Origin of the sequence: Alteromonas sp. H39, assembly GCF_047556435.1 — a bacterium.
Classification (GTDB): Bacteria; Pseudomonadota; Gammaproteobacteria; order Enterobacterales; family Alteromonadaceae; genus Alteromonas.
Genome location: NZ_CP180210.1, coordinates 184,917 through 202,452, shown reverse-complemented (window position 1 = coordinate 202,452; position 17,536 = coordinate 184,917). Strand labels below are relative to the sequence as shown.

Below are 17,536 nucleotides of genomic sequence, written 5' to 3'. Positions count from 1 at the left end.
ACAGTGTAACGTGCGACCAGTTTTTTTGGATCCGGCGTTAGCCAATCATATAGGTGCCGGTGCCAAAAGCGATATGCTCGCCTGATTCATTGTGCAGCTCCATGCGACACACCGCCACCCGACGGCCCTTACGGATCACCGTGGCCGTTGCTATGAATCGCTTTCCTCTGCCTGGGCGCAGATAATCTACCCGCATATCGACCGTGCCCGCAGTCGCCAGGTTCGCCTTCAGCTCACCAAGGGCGCTGTCTTCGGTCAAACGGATTGCCTGGACAATTGACACCAGACCACCCACGGTGTCCAGTAAACTGGCGGTGACACCACCGTGCAAAATTTTCTGGAAAGGATTGCCGGTCAGTTTGTCATGCCAGGGCACTTCTACGCGAATCTCGTCACTATCCTGAATGACTTCAAGGCCCAACTCGCGATTAAACGGCATCGCGTCTTTAAACAGGGCGATAACCTCATTAGTAAGTTCGCTGCGCAGCGACGAAGACATAACCGTTCCTTTTTGCATATCCGTGACGCCATTGTACTATTAAAATAGTGAAAACAACCATCTACGTAAACGTTGTAGCCCCTCGCACTGTCTTTTCGTCCAGAATTCCGGATTCCCCCGTGAAGCGAAGACAAAAACAGCGTAAAATCCCACGCCATGAACATGTCAGTTGTTGCCGACGCACAGTCCCCCGAATCCATCGCGACGCCTACGCCCCATTCTGTACTGGAGCGGGTGTTCGGGTACGCGAGCTTCAGAGACGGCCAGGAAGAAGTAATCTCTCATCTCTGTGATGGCGGCGATGCGCTTGTACTGCTACCAACCGGGGGCGGTAAATCGCTATGCTATCAGATACCGGCGCTGGTCCGTGAAGGCACGGCTATTGTGGTATCGCCGCTGATTTCACTGATGCAGGATCAGGTGGAGCAGCTGCTGGCACAGGGTGTCAGCGCGGCTTACCTGAACTCATCGTTGGACACCGACGTCCAGCTGGATATCCAGGCCAAGCTGCAGCACGGCGATTATGACTTGCTATATGTGTCTCCCGAACGGTTGTTGCAGCCGTCATTTCAGGCGTTATTACAGCAGATTACGGTGGCACTCTTTGCCATTGACGAAGCGCACTGCGTATCGCACTGGGGCCACGATTTTCGTCAGGACTACCGCATGCTGGGGCAGATTAAAACGCGCTTTCCAGATATACCGGTAGTGGGACTGACCGCCACCGCCGATGCCGCTACGCAAGCCGATATTCAGGCACAGTTAAATCTGCACTCCCCATTGGTGTACAGGGGCAGCTTCGACAGGCCCAACATCCGCTACCGTGTGATGTCCAAATATAAAGCCTTTGAACAGGTAGTAGATTACGTCAGGCAACAGGATGGCAGTGGCATCATTTACTGTAACAGCCGGGCGAAGGTCGACGATCTTAACGCGAAGCTTTATCGTCAGGGCTTTCGCAGCGCCGCGTATCATGCGGGAAAAGATCCTGACGAGCGGGAATTTGTGCAACGTCAGTTTCTGAATGACAAAGTTGATGTGGTTGTCGCGACAGTTGCGTTTGGTATGGGTATCAATAAATCCAATGTGCGGTTTGTGGTGCACCATGATGTCCCTCGCAGTGTGGAAAGCTACTATCAGGAAACGGGCCGTGCCGGGCGCGATGGCCTGGATGCCGAAGCCTTGCTGCTGTTTGATGAAAAAGACGCCGCACGGGTACGTCAGTGGATTGAGCAGGGTGAAAACAGCGACCGCAACGATGTAGAACTGCAAAAGTTCGCGGCAATGGAGGCGTTTTCAGAAGCACAAACCTGTCGGCGACAGGTATTGCTGAATTACTTTTCGCAGTTCAGCGACAGCGCCTGCGGAAACTGTGATATCTGCCTGGATCCCCCGAAAATGGTAGATGGCGTCGTCACGGCGCAAAAGGTACTGTCCTGTATTCTTCGTCTCTCGCAACAGGCATCCACGCAATATGTTATTGATGTGCTTCGCGGTAAGCAACTTCGCAGGCTTCAGGAAGCCGGTCATCATCAGTTGACTACTTACGGCATTGGCAAAGAGCAATCAGACTCCTATTGGCACAACATTATCAACCAGCTTATTCATCAGGGCCTGGTTCGCGTAGACATTACAGCAAATGCGTATTTGCGTCTTACCGAAGCGGCACGTCCGGTATTGAAAGGCGAGGTTGCACTGAATCTGGCGGTGCCGCGCCTTGAATTCAAACCCGACAAAAAAGCCAAACACGCTCCGGCAAATTACGATCGCAACTTATTTGTTCGTCTGAAACATCTGCGAAAAGTGCTGGCGGAAGAACATGGCGTACCACCCTACGTGGTTTTCAGCGATGCGACGCTGGTAGACATGGCGTCCAAGTTGCCAACCTCAACATCTGCGATGTTGGATATCAGCGGTGTGGGTCAGACCAAGCTCGCCCGTTATGGCGAGGCCTTCATGCAGTTAATTGACGATTACGTCAACAAAGAAGCTGGCTAGGCCAGCCTGCGCTAGCCTTCGATAGGTCTTGCGATGAATTTGGTTTTTGCCCTGACCATCAATATTACCAGAATGGTACGAGACTGTTTCAGCGTGGCCTGACGGCGCTTATTAACACGTTGCGGCGTTCATGAAATCCCGGGCCAGGCAACGGCTACACGTGCTTGCCAGCAAGCAACAGGCAGCGGCTTTAACCGTTGTTGCCACGGCAACAACGGTGATAATCACCATGCTGGGCGAAGAATGCTCCCCTTACGCATAGGCATACTCACCCCCCTTCTCCAGCGCGCGCTGGTACGCAGGGCGGTCATGAACTTTATTTACCCAGGCCGTAATCGCGGCCAGATTACTTGCCCGCCCTGAGGCAACCAGAGACTCCAGCGGAAATATCATCTGAACATCAGCGCCAGTGGGCGCCTTCCCGGCAAACCAGTCATGGGAGGACAGAAAAGATTCTACATAGCGTAAACTTTGTTCGAGGTTTGGCCGGTAGTATGCATCCAAAATTCCGTCAATCAGTTTATTGGCTATCGGTTTGACAAAAAATGGCTTGGAAGCCTTTTTACGTGCTTTTTCAAGCACCATGTTTGCTACCAGTGGTGGCATTAACGAGCCTTCCGCAAAGTGCATCCAGAAAAGGTATTGCTGGTGCATAGACGCATCTTCAGGAGGGCTGAAGGTTTCTTTGGCATACTGTCTGATGAGGTACTCTATGATCGCACCCGACTCAGCAATGGCGCCGTCATCCGTTGTCAGTACCGGTGAGCGGCCCAATGGATGAATGGCCTTAAGTTCCGGTGGTGCAAGGTTGGTCTTTGGATCTCGCTGGTAGGTTTCCAGCTTGTATTCCACACCCAGCTCTTCTAAAAGCCACAAAATGCGCTGTGAGCGTGAATTATTTAAATGGTGAAGTGTTAGCATTTTTCCCTCTGAAATATCCGATAAAACAGACAACGTTAACGCAGAGTTCGTTATTGGTAATTGCGCGTTAATGTTTTCGCCAATGGCGGTTGATCTTCCCCTCGAAAAATCACGCAGAGATGATTCTGAACCATCTCAACACAGCCTGATAAGCTAATGATACATGATATTCAGATCCTCCTAGATGCTTATACACCAGCATACCCCGGAAAGATTACGCTCTGACGCAATTTTTGTGATTCTCGCGGTCAGCGCCTGAAGGTAGCCGCTTTCTGGATTCCTCACTGCCTCGACCTTGCGGTATTCACTACGCGACAAGTTCACTCACGTATTTGATTTCATAATGATTCATCGTACATATACCGCAGATCCTCTCTCGCGACGTGTGCAGACAAGTACACATGTTATACTCAAATTCATTCGGTAATTTTTCATTGACGGAGTCCCGTGACACTTGCCCGCCGATACGCTGATACACTACCCGACCTGGTAAGCCAGGTAGTACCGCAACCGCTTCAGGGAATGCGCCTTAGACTGGTGAATCAGGAGTTAGCAGATGCCCTGTCGCTGCCGCAGTCATGGTGGCAGAAGGACGGCCTGTTAGCGGCATTGCAGGATCCGAACTCGGCGTTATCACGAAACGCAGTCGCGCAGAAATACGGTGGCCACCAGTTTGGACACTGGAATCCGTTTCTTGGTGATGGCAGAGGCCTTTTGCTGGGTGAAGCGCAACACGCAGAGCATGGCTGGCAAGACTTGCACCTGAAAGGGGCTGGTCAGACGCCATATTCCCGCCACGCCGATGGTCGCGCCGTATTGCGCTCGACATTACGTGAATACCTGGGGCAAGAGGCGCTACATCACCTGGGTATCCCCACATCCCGCAGCTTATGCTTATTTAGCAGTACTGACACCGTTTATCGCGAGCAACCTGAGCCTGGCGCTATGATGATCCGCACGGCGCCCAGTCATATACGCTTTGGTCATTTCGAATATTATTTTAATACGCAGAACACCGACGCCCTTAAGCGTCTGGTAACCTTCACGTTGCACAACCATTTTCCTGAATGCCTGCAGGCTGAAAACCCGTGGGCCGCCTTATTACTTGCCATTACCCTGCGAACTGCCCGGCTGGTCGCTCACTGGCAGGTACATGGTTTTGTGCATGGCGTTATGAACACCGACAATATGTCTGTACATGGCATTACGTTTGATTATGGCCCCTATGCGTTTATGGACACTTTTACGTCATCAGCGGTGTTTAATCATTCAGATCACGAGGGCCGGTACGCATTCGATCGCCAGCCAGGCATTGCGCTGTGGAATTTAAATGCGCTTGCCCATGCCTTTTCTGACGAATGCACCATCGAAGAGTTACGGGATGCATTGTCCCGCTTCGAGCCAGTATTTCTCGAACAGTATCATCGTCTTATGACCGACAGAATGGGGCTGGAGACAAACGACACCGGCATCAGGCTTATGCAGGATTGGCTGTCCATGCTAGCTACTCAGCAACGCGATTATACTGGCAGCTTCCGGCTACTGGCATTGGCCGACTTAACCTTGTCTCCCTCTCCGCTGCGAGACCATTTTCCTGACAGAGATACCTTTGACGCATGGTGGGAGGACTACCGTAATGCTCGGTTGCACAGCGAGACCGCATCCATATCGCAAGCCAGTCTGCGTCAAAAAAATCCGGCGATTATCCCGCGAACGCATCAGTTGTCAGCGCTGATTTCTCAGGCAGAGGCTGGTGAGTGGTCTACGGTGGAGGAATATATTGACGCGCTTGCCTCTCCTTTTGATACCCGCTGGGATGACCATCCGTTCTCGCGTCCGCCCGCTACTCCTGCATCGGTTTCATTGTCATGCAGCAGCTAACACCAGAAGCACTGAGGCTGGCGTACCGGCGAGAAGGTGATGTGGTCCGGGTGCAGCTGCCATTACCACATACACCGGCGTCAACGTTGCGCTGGGTCAGCCAGTTTGCCAGCGTCACCGGCGCTACGATCCAATCTGAGGAATGGGGTGCGGATCGTTTTCAATCGACATTATTTACCGGTGAACTACAAATTCTGATAAATATTGAATGGCTGTGCGATGCCATCTGGCTGGAACTGATTGCGGGCGGTGATAACGCTGGCGACAAATTATGGAACTGGTGCCAGAAAAGTCTGGGCGCAGCAGAGCCATACTCAAACTAATGGCTTTTTGTCGGCATAGGTAGTGGTAACTCTCTGCCTGCTGACAATCGTTGTCCGGTGTCTGCGCGTAAGCACTGACAGCGCACCAGTCGCGATATTCCATCCAATCAGACTACAGCAGTATTTTATAAACCGCAGGTCACCAGCACCTCTGTAACCGTTAACCCGAAAGGGCCAATCGCTGTCTTCAAGACCATCACTTTACACACTGACTTCTGTTTAGTTTCATAGAATTATGCGGTTAATGTTCACAATCCGGAAAGTATTCCGCTAGTATGGAGGTATGCATTTGTGACAGGGACGCAACTTCGCTTCGCATGTCAGTTCAGCGACACAACCTACATCATTTACACCGGTACCGTGCCGTCATTGTCATGTGCTACCTGATGCTCTGGTGTTTTCCCATTGCCGCAAAGCCGGGTCACGAGCATATCGTCGTCAATGAACAATTTCGCTCTCAGCCATTTGATATCAATGCGCAGTGGCGGGTGGTTCCCAGACAGTATGCCTTTGACACGGTCATTTCTGGTTACAACCACTGGCCACTGTGGGTATATCCCCAAGCCCAGCCGGAAGATACACGCTTATGGTTACAGGCCAGAGTTTCCAATACCGGAGATACACCGCTTTCCCTGACACTGCTTTCCGACCGCATAAATCTGGACAACGTTCACCTGGTGCTGCTTGACGGGCGTGAACGGATCACTGACTCCATGAACTATCGTTCAGCCAGAAGCGAGGAAATACCAACCCGCCTGTTACCAACAGTGAAATTTCCCTTTCGTCTGCAGCCGGGTCAGACAAAAACCATACTGCTGAGTATTCAGGACGACGGTCTGCTGCCACCTGCAATGACTTTATGGGAAGACAACGCACTACAGACCTACGCCCGCCAGATGCTGCTGTTACTTGGCATCGCCCTGGGGACCCTTTTTGTCTTGTTCGGCTATTTTATTATTTCTTATTTGTACCAACGCACACCTGCCCGCTTTTGGCTGGCATCAACCTTTGCCTTACTGTTTGCTTTTGCATTCACTGTGCAGGGCGGGCTGGTGCTCTGGCCGGGGCTGACTAACCTGTCTGAATACGTGCTGGTATCAATACTGGCAGCGTTTTTCGCCACGATGGCGAAAGTTTGCCATAACCTGTTTCCCCGTATCCCGCTACCTCTGAGACTACTGAACTATCTGGCCGTTATCTCGCTGTTATGTGTAGTGGCTGTCTCCACACCTTTTCAGACAACACTTGCCGCTTACATTGCGTCGCCAATCATTGGCTCGCTTCATATGTTGCTGGCTATTGTTTACCGGGATCGCCGCAATCGCTCGCAAACCCGCACCTTTATCATCAGCTGGCTGTTTCTGTTTGCGACATTTGCCGTACAGCTGGATATTGTTGCGCAGGCTGTCATGGTAACGCCGCTGGTTTCACTGCAGTTGATCCTGCTCATGACACTGGCGATGCTAAGTTTCGCGTTTTGTGTCGAAATCAAAGAGCGAAACCTTAATATTCAGCAGATTTCGGCGCGGGAAAAAACCATCAGCCAGCTCAATCAGTTTTACGACCTCTTTCGCAACTCGGCCGAGGGGCTTTATACCTCAACGCTGGAGGGCAAACTTATCAGCGTGAACCCGGCCATGTGCACCTTGTTTGGTTATCCCGACGAAGAGACCATGCTCAGAAGTGTAGAGAACACCCGTAATTTCTACACCTCCCGCGAGGAACGTGATTTGCTGGTCGGTGAAATTCTTGAACGTGGCACAGTAATGGGACGGGAAATAAAAGGGCTTCGTGCAGATGGTTCTGAGTTCTGGTTTTCCTTGTCCTGCCAGATACGCAAAGAGGATAACACCAGCTTTTTGTATGGCTCAATATTCGATATCACCGAGCGCAAGCAGTCTGACATAAGCCTTGAGTATCTCGCTACTCACGACTCGTTAACCGGGGTATACAATCGCAGAGAATTTGAACAGCAGCTTCACATCGCACTGGAAAACAGAAAGTCAGACGCGGTGGTATCGATTCTTTATCTGGATTTAGATCGCTTTAAAGTTGTCAATGATACCTGCGGCCACAGTGCCGGTGATGCGCTGATAAAAGATGTCGCCCAACTGTTTCAGGACACCATCCAGGGCCAGGGGCGTCTGGCCAGACTGGGAGGTGACGAGTTTGCCATCCTCATAGAGGACCAGATGGAGGAAAGCGCATACTTACTCGGCGTAAAACTGCTGAACGCGCTGCAGTCGTATCGGTTCGTCTGGGAAAATCGCATTTTCTCGCTCGGCGTTAGCATCGGACAGGTCGTCTGCGACAACTACAAACACAGCCCCGAACAATATCTGAGTATGGCCGATGCTGCATGCTATATTGCTAAGGAGCGCGGCCGCAATCAGATACATCGCTATTCAAACGAAGATGAAAGCGTGAAGCGTTACGAACAGGAGTTGAATTGGGTCAGTGCCATCAATGAGGCACTGGAAAATGATCGCTTCACCCTGTTTTATCAACACTGCCGGCCTCTGAATAAAGCGATCGATGGCGATTACTATGAAATTCTTCTGCGCCTGAAGAATGATGACGGTAGCCTGGTGCCTCCGGGCGCTTTTTTGCCCTCTGCAGAACGTTACAATCTTATCAGCAAAATTGATCGCTGGGTTGTTGAAAACACATTCCGCTGGTTTGCTGCACATCGTGACGCACTGGATTCACTGCAGCGTTGCAGCATCAACCTCAGCGGACAATCGTTGGCCGACCGGGATCTGAAGCTGTTCATTCTCAATGCGTTTGAATCGTTTGGTATTCCTTATCAAAAGGTCTGCTTCGAAATCACAGAAACGGCCGCTATCCTGCGCATGGATGAAACCAAGGCCTTTATGCGCACCTTCAGACAACTGGGCTGTAAATTTGCTCTGGACGACTTCGGGAGTGGCTTCTCATCCTACACCTATCTGAAACACCTGCCGGTAGACTGTGTGAAGATTGACGGTAGCTTTATCAAGGATATGCTCAATGATCCGGTTGATGCTGCCATGGTGTCCTCGATAAAAGATGTTGCCAAGGCCATTGGTATGGAAACGGTGGGCGAGTTCGTAGAAAACGAAGCCACCATGGCCCAGCTGGGCAGGATGGGAGTGGACTACGCTCAGGGCTACGGTGTGGCTATGCCGGCAGCACTGGAAGACTATAAAGCGTTGTAATCGCACCGTTGTAAGTTAAAATCCGATGGTCTTGTACCGGTGTGAGCGGTTAAGAGAGTAAGACGCTTTATCTGGCGTGGGCAAATATACCATCACGACGTGCATACTTTTTTTGTCGTGTTGACCAAAGCCATTTCTCCGCAGGCAGGCTATCTTCCGGAATACTTATAACCACACCAACAGAGCGTTTATCATTGCTGGTGAATAGGATTCCTACGCACGGCTTGCTATAATGCGGATAATATCACATTTTAGCAGGCTCCCCGGCCTTGTAATTTGCAGGAACACCCCCAAATTCTGTGCTTCCTTTAACGGGTGTAGAAGTGTCATGACCATAAAGCAACCTAAATACGAATACGTTAGTTCAGCCAAATTACCTACACGCTGGGGTAATTTCCGCATCCATGGCTTTGTAGAAGCCAGTGGTCAGGAACACGTTGCGCTGTCGTATGGTGAATGGAAAGAAGACGACACTGTCCCTATTCGCATTCATTCAGAATGCCTCACCGGTGATGCCCTTTTCAGCACCCGCTGCGACTGCGGGTTTCAGTTAGAAAAAGCATTGCAGAATATTGTTGAACGCGGTTATGGCGTGTTGCTTTATCTGCGTCAGGAAGGGCGCGGCATTGGTCTGCTCAACAAGATCCGCGCCTATAATCTTCAGGACAGCGGCATGGATACGGTGGAAGCGAACGAGCATCTGGGCTTCGATGCTGACCTTCGCAGTTATGACATTTGCAAACTGATGCTGGAAACACTGAAGGTGACAAAGGTCGAGCTGATGACCAACAACCCCCGTAAACTGGATGCACTCGCAAAGCTTGGGGTGGAAATCGTGTCCAGAAAGCCGATTGATCATGGTATTACCAAAGACAATAAAAACTATCTGAAAACGAAAACCGAAAAACTGGGTCACGCCTTCGATCCCCATCTGCTTAAATAATTCTCCTGCAGTGTCGGTATCTTGTAGCCGAAGGCACCTCCCGACAGTTGCCCGAATCACAGAACATTTCGGCTGATTCCCGCATAAATCTGAACCCGCCAGCCGGGTTCGGTTCAGCTTAGGTTAATCCCGCAAAGACTATAAATTATACAAGCTTTCGAAAAACCGCCCGGTTCAATGGTGGATTTGCGGTTTAAGGAGATTGTATGAAACGTACAACATTAACATTGCTGGTAACGCTGACGTTAGGCAGTGCGCTACCGGCCACTCAGGTCCTTGCTGCCCCTGAGCCATTAAACGATGTTAGCCAGGCATCCTACACCGATGCGGAACTGGACAGTTTATTGGCGCCGGTTGCGCTTTACCCTGATTCCATTCTGACCCACATTCTAATTGCCGCCACCTATCCACTTGAAGTGGTGGCCGCAGACCGTTGGCGTCAGGAGAACCAGCACCTGAACGCTGAACAGGTTGCGGTGCAGGTAGATGCCTTTGACTGGGATCCAAGCGTGAAGGCGCTGGCGCCTTTTGAACAGGTACTGCGTACTATGGCAGACGATCTCAACTGGTTACAGGCGCTGGGTGACAACGTACTAATCAGTCAGTCCCGCGTGCTGGCCAGGGTGCAGGTTTTACGACAGCACGCACTTGAGAGCGGTTCGTTGTCAGACAATGAGTACCAGACAGTCGAGCGGGACAAAGAGATCATTGTTATCGAGCCTCGCCGCCGCGAAGTGGTGTACGTGCCGTACTATGATACGCGCGTAGTGTACGGTAACTGGTGGCATCCGGTAGCCCCGGTATACTGGCACCATCCGGTAAACTACCGCAGTCATTTTGGCTTTTACTGGAGTCCCAGTATCCGCTTGTCGACATTTTTCTATTTCGGCGGCATTCACTGGCATAACCGGCATGTCGTGGTCACCCGCCAACCGGTGCGCCATTATTACCGGGGCCCTGGTGTAAAGCGAGTGTATACCAAAGAGTACCGTCGCTGGGATCACGATGTGAATCACCGCCGGATCCGTTATTCCAACCGCGTGGTACACAGTGCGCCAGCGCGCTACAACTCGCTGCAGCATGAGCGCAAAGTGGTGAAGACCCATGAACGCCAACTGGACTACCGCGATCAGCCTACCCGGCGTGTGGTTGATTTACGTGACAGATCGCACCACCAGGTGAAACCCGTTACGCCCAGGGCAACCCGTGAAAATACAGTTCGTGGGGTGGAAAAGCATAAGCAGCAGCTTCACCGGCAATTGGACAAACCGGTGGCATCGCAGCGCTACAGCCGCAATGTAACCAAACCTGAGATTCGCCAGCGCGATGTGGTGCCGCGTCCACCGAAAGCGGTAAACCGCAACCCGGCGACACCGAAAAACTACAAACCTGCCGACAGGCAGTATGCGAAGCCGGTCGCGCCTGCACCGCAGGCGAACCGCAGCCAGTCGAACAATTACAGCAAGCCTGTGCAGCGTAGTTACGACAAACCGGTCCAGCGAAGTTATAACAAGCCAGCGCAGCGCAGTTACGAGCGGCCTTCGGCTTCTCAGCGTGTAGAGCGCTCGTCACCACGACCACCGAAGTCGTCGGAAAGATAGTGTTGTAACACCGCCAGCGCGTAAAAGCGGCGCACTCACTACAAAAAACGGGCTTTCGCCCGTTTTTTTATATTTAATTTACAGCAAAATCGCAAATCGGATTGGAGCTACTTACTGGTCCTGGTAGGCGGCGTACCGGGTAAGAAACGCATTAACGAAGCGAGGCTGAGAGGCATCGTCTAAGTTGAAGTACAGCGACGGCTCAATCAGTTCCAGCTCCATAACCGCCCATTGACTCTGGTAGCGAATTAAATCGACACGGGCATAGAGCGAGTCGGTAGGCATAGACGCCAGGGCGTGTTCACAGGCTTTTTGCATAGATGCATCGGGAGTGACAGATTGCAAGGCCCCCCCGTGCTCTTCCTGAACACGAAAATCACCCTGCTTCGGCGTTTTCAGAATGGCATGGCTATACTTACCATTAAAGTAAAAAAGTGAATACTCACCCTCAAGAAGCACCTCTTTAACAAAGGGCTGTATCATAATACCTCTGTCTGCATAAAGCTGACAAAGCTCATCCTCTCTGGTATTGGCGTCCTCAGCGGTGAGTCGAAACGTATCATCGGCATTGGCGCTTAAAGTGGGTTTAACAATAAGCTCGTCTGTATCGTAATCACAAAAACATGCACTCACCGATGCCAGGTTATACCCCGTATCCCAGCGTGTTGGGAGTGTAATAACGCCTTGCGCCGCCATATCTTTTAAGTACGTTTTCTGTAAATTCCACTCCATCAGTGCCAGCGGATTGTCCAGGTATGCCCGCGACGCCTCAATGTCACGCAAGCAGGACAAGAATGCCGCCGGACTCTGCTGATAATCCCACGGACTTCTGACAATCACCGCGTCATAGTCATTCCAGTTGGTTTTTTCACGCCATGGTACAGAGGTCACTTGCCAGCCAGCACTCGTGAAATGGGGAATGAGCAAGTCGTCGTAAACAAAGAAATCTCCAAGATCACCCATCGATAAAAAAGCGACATGTTTCATACTGCGCACTGGCTCCATTACATTTCAATGACGAGGTGTTTATTCTCGATATCAATCCGCTTGGGAAGCTGGTTTCCAAATAACCCCAGGTTTAGTTGAGTAAAATCCAACAGCAAAATCATTGGGAACTGCTTTCCCTGCATTTGATTTATCGCATCAACCAGTGTCTTGCTGTTTTCCAGGGTGTTATCCAGTACGGTAAATTCCACCAGAGTCGGTTTCTCTATTTGCAACTCTTTGCGCTCAGCGCGGTATTTTAACAGCCCTTTCATTTTTCCTGAGGCGTTAAGTGTCTGCCCGTCCTGTTGCGCCAGAATGTTAACTTGCACTGCAACGTCATCCTCCACTGAGCCCAGCGTAACCACAGGGTCGGTAAACGTCAGCTTAATTTGGTTGTAGTACTGGGTTTGCGGAAAGGTCATTTTCACCATTTGGTTAACGTGCTGTTCTGACAGCGTAAAGGTGATCGCACTGACCTGAGACGTCAGTAAAAGGAAAAATACTGTGATAACAAAGCGAAGCATAAGATTCTCGGACTAATTCGACACATATCGACTCTACCACACTTCTGGAAAAGCGGCTGCTGGCATTCACATTCGCGGCGGTCTATCATGCTGAAAAATGCGAAAAAATAACCAAGGGATCAGGCCGTGAATGATTTGCTGAACACCGTAACGACTGCACTCAGCTACGAGACATTTACGTTATTCCAGCATACCTTTACTGTGGGGGAGTTGCTGGCGGTGCCACTGGCAGTCATTGTCGGTTCATGGTTGATTGACAAGTTTGCCCACATTGCCACCTACCGACTACGGAAAACCGGCGCCAGCGCAGATACCGTGCATCTGTTTAAACGTATTTTCTATGTTATCGCCTTTGCCATCCTGGTAGTTACCCTGCTCGAGTTACTCAGCGTACCGCTTACCGCTTTTGCGTTTTTGTCTGGTGCTATCGCCATTGGTGTTGGCTTCGGGGCTCAGAACATTATCAATAACTTTATCAGCGGCTGGATCCTGATGTGGGAGCGGCCGATTCGTATCGGCGACTTTCTGGAAGTGGACGATGCCCGTGGTTCAGTTGAAGCGATCAATACCCGCTATACGCGAATTCGTCGGGTAGATGGTGTGCACATGCTTATTCCTAACAGCAAGCTGCTGGAAAATACTGTTATTAACTGGACGCTGATTGACACGCTTACCCGAACATCAGTCAAAGTCGGTGTAGCCTATGGTTCGCCTTGCCGCAGGGTTGCGGAACTCATTGAAGAGGCGGTGACGCGGCAGGAAGATATTTTAACTGAACCAAAACCCGTTGTAATTTTCGATGATTTCGGCGATAACGCACTCGCGTTTGAGGTGTACTTTTGGGTAAATGCCACCGTCGAACGTAATCTCAGAGTCATACGAAGTCAGGTGCGTTATGCCATTGACGAATTATTTAACGAAGCAGGTGTAGTGATAGCGTTCCCGCAGCGGGATGTTCATATAGATGGCGCTATCAGGCTGCTTAATGAGAAAGAGAATCAACTAAATGAGTGATGCGCAACATTCCGGTTTTTTGTGGGCGTACCATGTTTCAGCAAAAGGCAAAGCCGTATCGGTTTCCCCTGACCAGTTAAATGCAACCGTACCGGAAGATGGCTATTTATGGGTTCATCTTCAATCGGATACGCCTGACTCTGCCGACCTGATGCAGCGACTGGCATTACCGCAACCCGTCGCGGATGCGCTGCTGGCGCTGGAAACCCGCCCCAGAGCATTGTCGATGATGGAAGGCGCATTAATTTATTTGCGCGCGGTGAACAAAAACCCGGATGCAGATCCTGAAGATATGGTGTCACTGCGACTGTGGCTGAAAGGCAACTTGTTGGTAACGGCTCGGCGTAAGGACAGACGACTGCTGTCCGTCGCGGCAATTCGCGAACAATTTGATACTCAGCAAGCGCCCGCATGTCCACGCGCGCTGCTTATTGATTTGGTCGGCAATATCGCGGATCGCATCCATGACACCGTGGATGAGATGGACGATGTACTGGTGGAATGCGAAACCCGTGACGCCCTGAACAAGGCAGACCGTCAGACCCTGGCGTCGCTGCGACGTCAGGCGGCTACCATGCGTCGCTTCCTTGCACCGCAGCGGGATGCGCTGGAGGCCCTACAGCGTTTACCCGGCATACTCAGCCAGGAGCAGGCGTATGAATTACGCGAGCAGTCTGATCGTGTCACCCGGTATGTGGAGGATCTGGACCTGGCCCGTGAACGCGCTATTGTATTGCAGGACGAATTACGCAACCGTATCGCAGACCAGCAGGGTGTGCGCATGTATGTTTTATCCATGGTAACGGCTATCTTTCTGCCGCTGTCATTTCTCACAGGTGTCTTTGGCATGAACGTTGGTGGCCTGCCCGGCACCGACTCACAGGACGCCTTTACTGTGCTAATGGGCTGCATGGGTGTGCTGGCCGTATTTATGCTAATTGCCATGCTGTGGAAGCGTTGGCTTTAACGCATATGCCACTTAAAAGGGGTTGACGGTATAGCCCTGCTGCTGCAATTGTGCATGAGCAGTCATTGCCGACAGTGCCATCTCTACGCCGGGTATCAGCATTTGTGCTGATACCTTGTGAGCCGCTGCAGATTGCCCACAAACAATGACTCTCACATGCTGGTTCATGAGCGCGCTAAGTAGCGCGATATTGGCATTATCTTTTCCTAACCTGTCTTTGTAATGACCATTCGACAACATTTCCAGCGTGGCGCCACCATGCACAACAAGCGCAAGCCGAATGTTCTTCTGTTCCACCCCGTTCGCCATATGCATATTGATAAATCGCGCCAGGCTGTCAATACGGCGATCTACCTTCCCGTCATGTGCCGCTTCTGCCATATCAAACACAACAGCAAACCGGGCACTTTTATCCAGTGATACTCCCGGAACTGGCGCATGACGCCCCCAGCTTTCAAAGACGGGGCCGGTTTGGAACGTATCCGCTAAGGCTCCGCCGTTTAGGATAAAAACAATTAATAATAATGATCCTAATCGGAATTTTCCCATACTAATGTCCAATTTCTTTACACTTTCTCTTAACTTACCATACAACAATTAGCAAAAGTGCCAGTCTCACCTATAGTTACGTGAGCATTTGTTTTGGAGTGATTTTATGCAGTACTCGTGGATAACGGATGGTCACAAAATATTTCGTGCAGTCTTAGCGGCGCAGTGGATTATTTCCATCGTCATTGGGCTCATCACCGGTGAGTTGCTTGTTGCCTTTATCCTCGGCATTCCCATCATTGCTGTACCGTTACTGCTGAGTTTTCAACAGCCAGGCAGCGCCCTTAGTCGTCACGCCATTGGTATTGGCGTGCAGTTAATGGCCGCCCTGCATATCCATCAGTCGTTTGGGCTGATCGAAATGCATTTCGAAATTTTTGTGTTGTTGGCCTTTCTGGCGTATTTCCGGGACTGGAAAGTCATTGCGTCGTCAACCGCCGTTGTGGCCGTGCATCATATCGGTTTTTTTCTGCTTCAGGCCGGCGGCACACCGGTTTTCATTTTTGAACCCGACCACCTGTTGTTTTCTTACCTGCTGTTGCATGCGGCGTTCGCCGTTTCCGAGGGCGTGGTGTTGATGTTCATGGCGAACAATGCATTTAAAGAAGGACAAGCTGCAGAGCAACTGCGCACAGCTATTGACAGGATCCTCAACGACAGCAACAAGGTGAACCTTTCCGTATCCATTGATTCGGACAATGACACCGTTACCCAGTTTAATCGTTTTGTACAGCAGATTAACGCGTTGGTTAGAGAAGCCGGGGAACTTACCGCCAGTGTGGCAGAAGCCAGTGCGCGTATCGATAAGACGGTAACCAAAACCCACGCTATGTCGGAGCAGACGGCTACGCAGATTGTGTCAGTGTCAGCGGCTTCAGAAGAAATTGCCGCCGCAATGCAGATGGCATCGGAGCGCACCACAGTTGCCAACGACAGAACGTCTGTCGCGCGGGAAACCGTGAGGCAATCTCAGAACACGATAAACAGCACCAATGCCACCATTAGCTCACTCAGAGACAGGCTGAATGATGCAGCGAAAACCAATTCTGCCCTTAACGAACAATGCGCAAATATTTCCGACGCAATGCGCTCGATTACTGCAGTTGCCGAACAAACCAACCTGCTAGCACTTAATGCGGCAATCGAGTCAGCCAGGGCGGGTGAGCACGGCCGCGGCTTTGCGGTAGTGGCAGATGAAGTAAGGACCCTCGCCATTCGCTCGAAAGAAAGTGCAGATGAGATCACGGCGATTACCGAGCAACTGGTTTCTCAAACCGCCAGTTCGGTTACCCAGATGGAAACCTGTGTCGAACTGGTTGACTCAGCGGTTACCACATCCAGCGACGCCTCCGGTTCCATGCAGGAGGTACTTGATCATATCAACGATGCGGCTGCGAATATGGCCGAAATTGCTACATCAGCAATTGAACAGGAGTCAGCGTCTGCCTCAATTGCCCAAAGTGCAGCCCGCATGCATGAACTATCGCAGGATGAAGTGGAGAGTGCTAACCAGCTCGCGCAGGAAGTGAATAATCTCAATGTTCGCTGTCGCGAAATGAAAGCAGCAATCGACAAATTCAGCGTATGAACGCAAGGTATCTTGGCTGGGGAATGCTGTTCGCTTGGGCAGTGGCGATCCTGGCTGGTCTGTGGCTTTACAACAGCAAACAGATTGTCAGTTTTGACCCTGACCAGGTGCTGGCGCAGGCGGCTACGTCAATGGCATTTGACGACAACCTGGTTGTCGAACTTAGCAAGCAGGGGGTACAGCCAGGTTCGCTGGTTCATTTGCAAACAAACGCAGCCTGTTACTGCAACACCCTCACCTCTGCGCATCGTGATACGTTGCTGAGCCAGCTTCACAATGAAGGCTATCAGGCGACAACCATTGATATCTCAACCATCCCCGGTCTGCATGCCTTGCTACCGACTTTTCCTGCCATCGCCGTGATTGATAATAATGGCCAGTTGCGTTACCTGGGGCCTTATGCAACAGGCTATGGCTGCTTTACCGGTGAAACCCTCATTGACAATATTGTCAGTATCGCCCGCTCTGATTATCACGGCGCTGTCGTGCAGACAGAGGCGAGCGGGTGTTTCTGCCAAACCCGTGCCGGCTAATTACCTCCGGC

General features: G+C 51.2%; 15 protein-coding genes. 10 read left to right on the top strand and 5 right to left on the bottom strand.

Annotated elements, in window-relative coordinates; translation table 11 throughout:
- Nucleotides 1-37: 37 nt before the first annotated feature.
- On the bottom strand, nucleotides 38-499 hold the full coding sequence (locus ACLBLI_RS00870; protein ID WP_414829309.1) for a thioesterase family protein: 462 nt from the start codon (nucleotides 497-499) through the stop codon (nucleotides 38-40).
- A gap of 162 nt (nucleotides 500-661) precedes the next feature.
- On the opposite strand from ACLBLI_RS00870, the gene recQ reads away from it, so the two are divergent.
- Entirely contained in the window at nucleotides 662-2,497 is a 1,836-nt protein-coding gene (gene recQ / locus ACLBLI_RS00865) for a DNA helicase RecQ (RefSeq protein WP_414830871.1), read from the top strand.
- A 252-nt stretch (nucleotides 2,498-2,749) separates the two neighbouring features.
- On the opposite strand, the gene ACLBLI_RS00860 is transcribed toward recQ, so the two are convergent.
- The gene (locus ACLBLI_RS00860) at nucleotides 2,750-3,418 is read right to left on the bottom strand and encodes a glutathione S-transferase family protein (RefSeq protein WP_414829308.1); all 669 of its coding nucleotides are present in this window, start codon (nucleotides 3,416-3,418) and stop codon (nucleotides 2,750-2,752) included.
- Nucleotides 3,419-3,865: 447 nt separating this feature from the next.
- Here ACLBLI_RS00860 and ACLBLI_RS00855 point away from each other — a divergent pair, with 447 nt between their 5' ends.
- The 5 genes from ACLBLI_RS00855 (at nucleotide 3,866) to ACLBLI_RS00835 (ending at nucleotide 11,363) form a co-directional block, all read left to right on the top strand.
- A complete protein-coding gene (locus ACLBLI_RS00855) occupies nucleotides 3,866-5,299 on the top strand; it encodes a protein adenylyltransferase SelO (protein ID WP_414829307.1) in 1,434 nt (477 codons plus the stop codon).
- Nucleotides 5,287-5,622: a hypothetical protein gene (locus ACLBLI_RS00850; RefSeq protein WP_414829306.1), complete on the top strand. Its 336-nt coding sequence runs from the start codon at nucleotides 5,287-5,289 to the stop codon at nucleotides 5,620-5,622. Before ACLBLI_RS00855 ends, ACLBLI_RS00850 begins: the two co-directional genes overlap by 13 nt.
- Nucleotides 5,623-5,939: 317 nt before the next feature.
- Nucleotides 5,940-8,819 carry an EAL domain-containing protein gene (locus ACLBLI_RS00845; protein WP_414829305.1) on the top strand — a complete coding sequence of 960 codons (2,880 nt, stop codon included), beginning with the start codon at nucleotides 5,940-5,942 and terminating at the stop codon, nucleotides 8,817-8,819.
- Between the two features lie 328 nt (nucleotides 8,820-9,147).
- Complete coding sequence (ribA, locus tag ACLBLI_RS00840) at nucleotides 9,148-9,762, top strand: GTP cyclohydrolase II (RefSeq protein ID WP_414829304.1); 615 nt, start codon at nucleotides 9,148-9,150, stop codon at nucleotides 9,760-9,762.
- A gap of 206 nt (nucleotides 9,763-9,968) precedes the next feature.
- On the top strand, nucleotides 9,969-11,363 hold the full coding sequence (locus tag ACLBLI_RS00835) for a DUF3300 domain-containing protein (RefSeq protein WP_414829303.1): 1,395 nt from the start codon (nucleotides 9,969-9,971) through the stop codon (nucleotides 11,361-11,363).
- A 111-nt stretch (nucleotides 11,364-11,474) separates the two neighbouring features.
- On the opposite strand, the gene ACLBLI_RS00830 is transcribed toward ACLBLI_RS00835, so the two are convergent.
- Nucleotides 11,475-12,350: an ATP-grasp domain-containing protein gene (locus ACLBLI_RS00830; RefSeq protein ID WP_414829302.1), complete on the bottom strand. Its 876-nt coding sequence runs from the start codon at nucleotides 12,348-12,350 to the stop codon at nucleotides 11,475-11,477.
- Nucleotides 12,351-12,367: 17 nt separating this feature from the next.
- Nucleotides 12,368-12,874, bottom strand: a complete 507-nt coding sequence (locus ACLBLI_RS00825; RefSeq protein ID WP_414829301.1) for a hypothetical protein — start codon at nucleotides 12,872-12,874, stop codon at nucleotides 12,368-12,370.
- 135 nt (nucleotides 12,875-13,009) lie between these two features.
- On the opposite strand from ACLBLI_RS00825, the gene ACLBLI_RS00820 reads away from it, so the two are divergent.
- Nucleotides 13,010-13,888 (top strand): mechanosensitive ion channel family protein, encoded by an 879-nt coding sequence (locus ACLBLI_RS00820; RefSeq protein ID WP_414830870.1) that lies wholly within the window; start codon nucleotides 13,010-13,012, stop codon nucleotides 13,886-13,888.
- Complete coding sequence (locus ACLBLI_RS00815) at nucleotides 13,881-14,855, top strand: zinc transporter ZntB (protein WP_414829300.1); 975 nt, start codon at nucleotides 13,881-13,883, stop codon at nucleotides 14,853-14,855. The genes ACLBLI_RS00820 and ACLBLI_RS00815 overlap by 8 nt, the downstream gene beginning before the upstream one ends.
- Nucleotides 14,856-14,867: 12 nt before the next feature.
- Here ACLBLI_RS00815 and ACLBLI_RS00810 read toward each other — a convergent pair whose 3' ends face one another.
- Nucleotides 14,868-15,404, bottom strand: coding sequence for a DsrE family protein (locus ACLBLI_RS00810; RefSeq protein WP_414829299.1), 537 nt, complete (start codon nucleotides 15,402-15,404; stop codon nucleotides 14,868-14,870).
- 106 nt (nucleotides 15,405-15,510) lie between these two features.
- Here ACLBLI_RS00810 and ACLBLI_RS00805 point away from each other — a divergent pair, with 106 nt between their 5' ends.
- Together ACLBLI_RS00805 and ACLBLI_RS00800 are read left to right on the top strand one after the other, a co-directional pair.
- Nucleotides 15,511-16,992, top strand: coding sequence for a methyl-accepting chemotaxis protein (locus ACLBLI_RS00805; protein WP_414829298.1), 1,482 nt, complete (start codon nucleotides 15,511-15,513; stop codon nucleotides 16,990-16,992).
- Nucleotides 16,989-17,525, top strand: a complete 537-nt coding sequence (locus ACLBLI_RS00800; RefSeq protein WP_414829297.1) for a DUF6436 domain-containing protein — start codon at nucleotides 16,989-16,991, stop codon at nucleotides 17,523-17,525. The genes ACLBLI_RS00805 and ACLBLI_RS00800 overlap by 4 nt, the downstream gene beginning before the upstream one ends.
- The last annotated feature ends 11 nt before the right edge of the window (nucleotides 17,526-17,536 follow it).

What these genes read in the sequence shown, in the direction of transcription:
- ACLBLI_RS00870 (WP_414829309.1), bottom strand. Translation starts at nt 499, where the DNA reads ATGTCTTCGTCGCTGCGCAGCGAACTTACTAATGAGGTTATCGCCCTG.
- recQ (WP_414830871.1), top strand. Translation starts at nt 662, where the DNA reads ATGTCAGTTGTTGCCGACGCACAGTCCCCCGAATCCATCGCGACGCCT.
- ACLBLI_RS00860 (WP_414829308.1), bottom strand. Translation starts at nt 3,418, where the DNA reads ATGCTAACACTTCACCATTTAAATAATTCACGCTCACAGCGCATTTTG.
- ACLBLI_RS00850 (WP_414829306.1), top strand. Translation starts at nt 5,287, where the DNA reads ATGCAGCAGCTAACACCAGAAGCACTGAGGCTGGCGTACCGGCGAGAA.
- ACLBLI_RS00845 (WP_414829305.1), top strand. Translation starts at nt 5,940, where the DNA reads ATGTCAGTTCAGCGACACAACCTACATCATTTACACCGGTACCGTGCC.
- ribA (WP_414829304.1), top strand. Translation starts at nt 9,148, where the DNA reads ATGACCATAAAGCAACCTAAATACGAATACGTTAGTTCAGCCAAATTA.
- ACLBLI_RS00835 (WP_414829303.1), top strand. Translation starts at nt 9,969, where the DNA reads ATGAAACGTACAACATTAACATTGCTGGTAACGCTGACGTTAGGCAGT.
- ACLBLI_RS00830 (WP_414829302.1), bottom strand. Translation starts at nt 12,350, where the DNA reads ATGAAACATGTCGCTTTTTTATCGATGGGTGATCTTGGAGATTTCTTT.
- ACLBLI_RS00825 (WP_414829301.1), bottom strand. Translation starts at nt 12,874, where the DNA reads ATGCTTCGCTTTGTTATCACAGTATTTTTCCTTTTACTGACGTCTCAG.
- ACLBLI_RS00815 (WP_414829300.1), top strand. Translation starts at nt 13,881, where the DNA reads ATGAGTGATGCGCAACATTCCGGTTTTTTGTGGGCGTACCATGTTTCA.
- ACLBLI_RS00810 (WP_414829299.1), bottom strand. Translation starts at nt 15,404, where the DNA reads ATGGGAAAATTCCGATTAGGATCATTATTATTAATTGTTTTTATCCTA.
- ACLBLI_RS00805 (WP_414829298.1), top strand. Translation starts at nt 15,511, where the DNA reads ATGCAGTACTCGTGGATAACGGATGGTCACAAAATATTTCGTGCAGTC.
- ACLBLI_RS00800 (WP_414829297.1), top strand. Translation starts at nt 16,989, where the DNA reads ATGAACGCAAGGTATCTTGGCTGGGGAATGCTGTTCGCTTGGGCAGTG.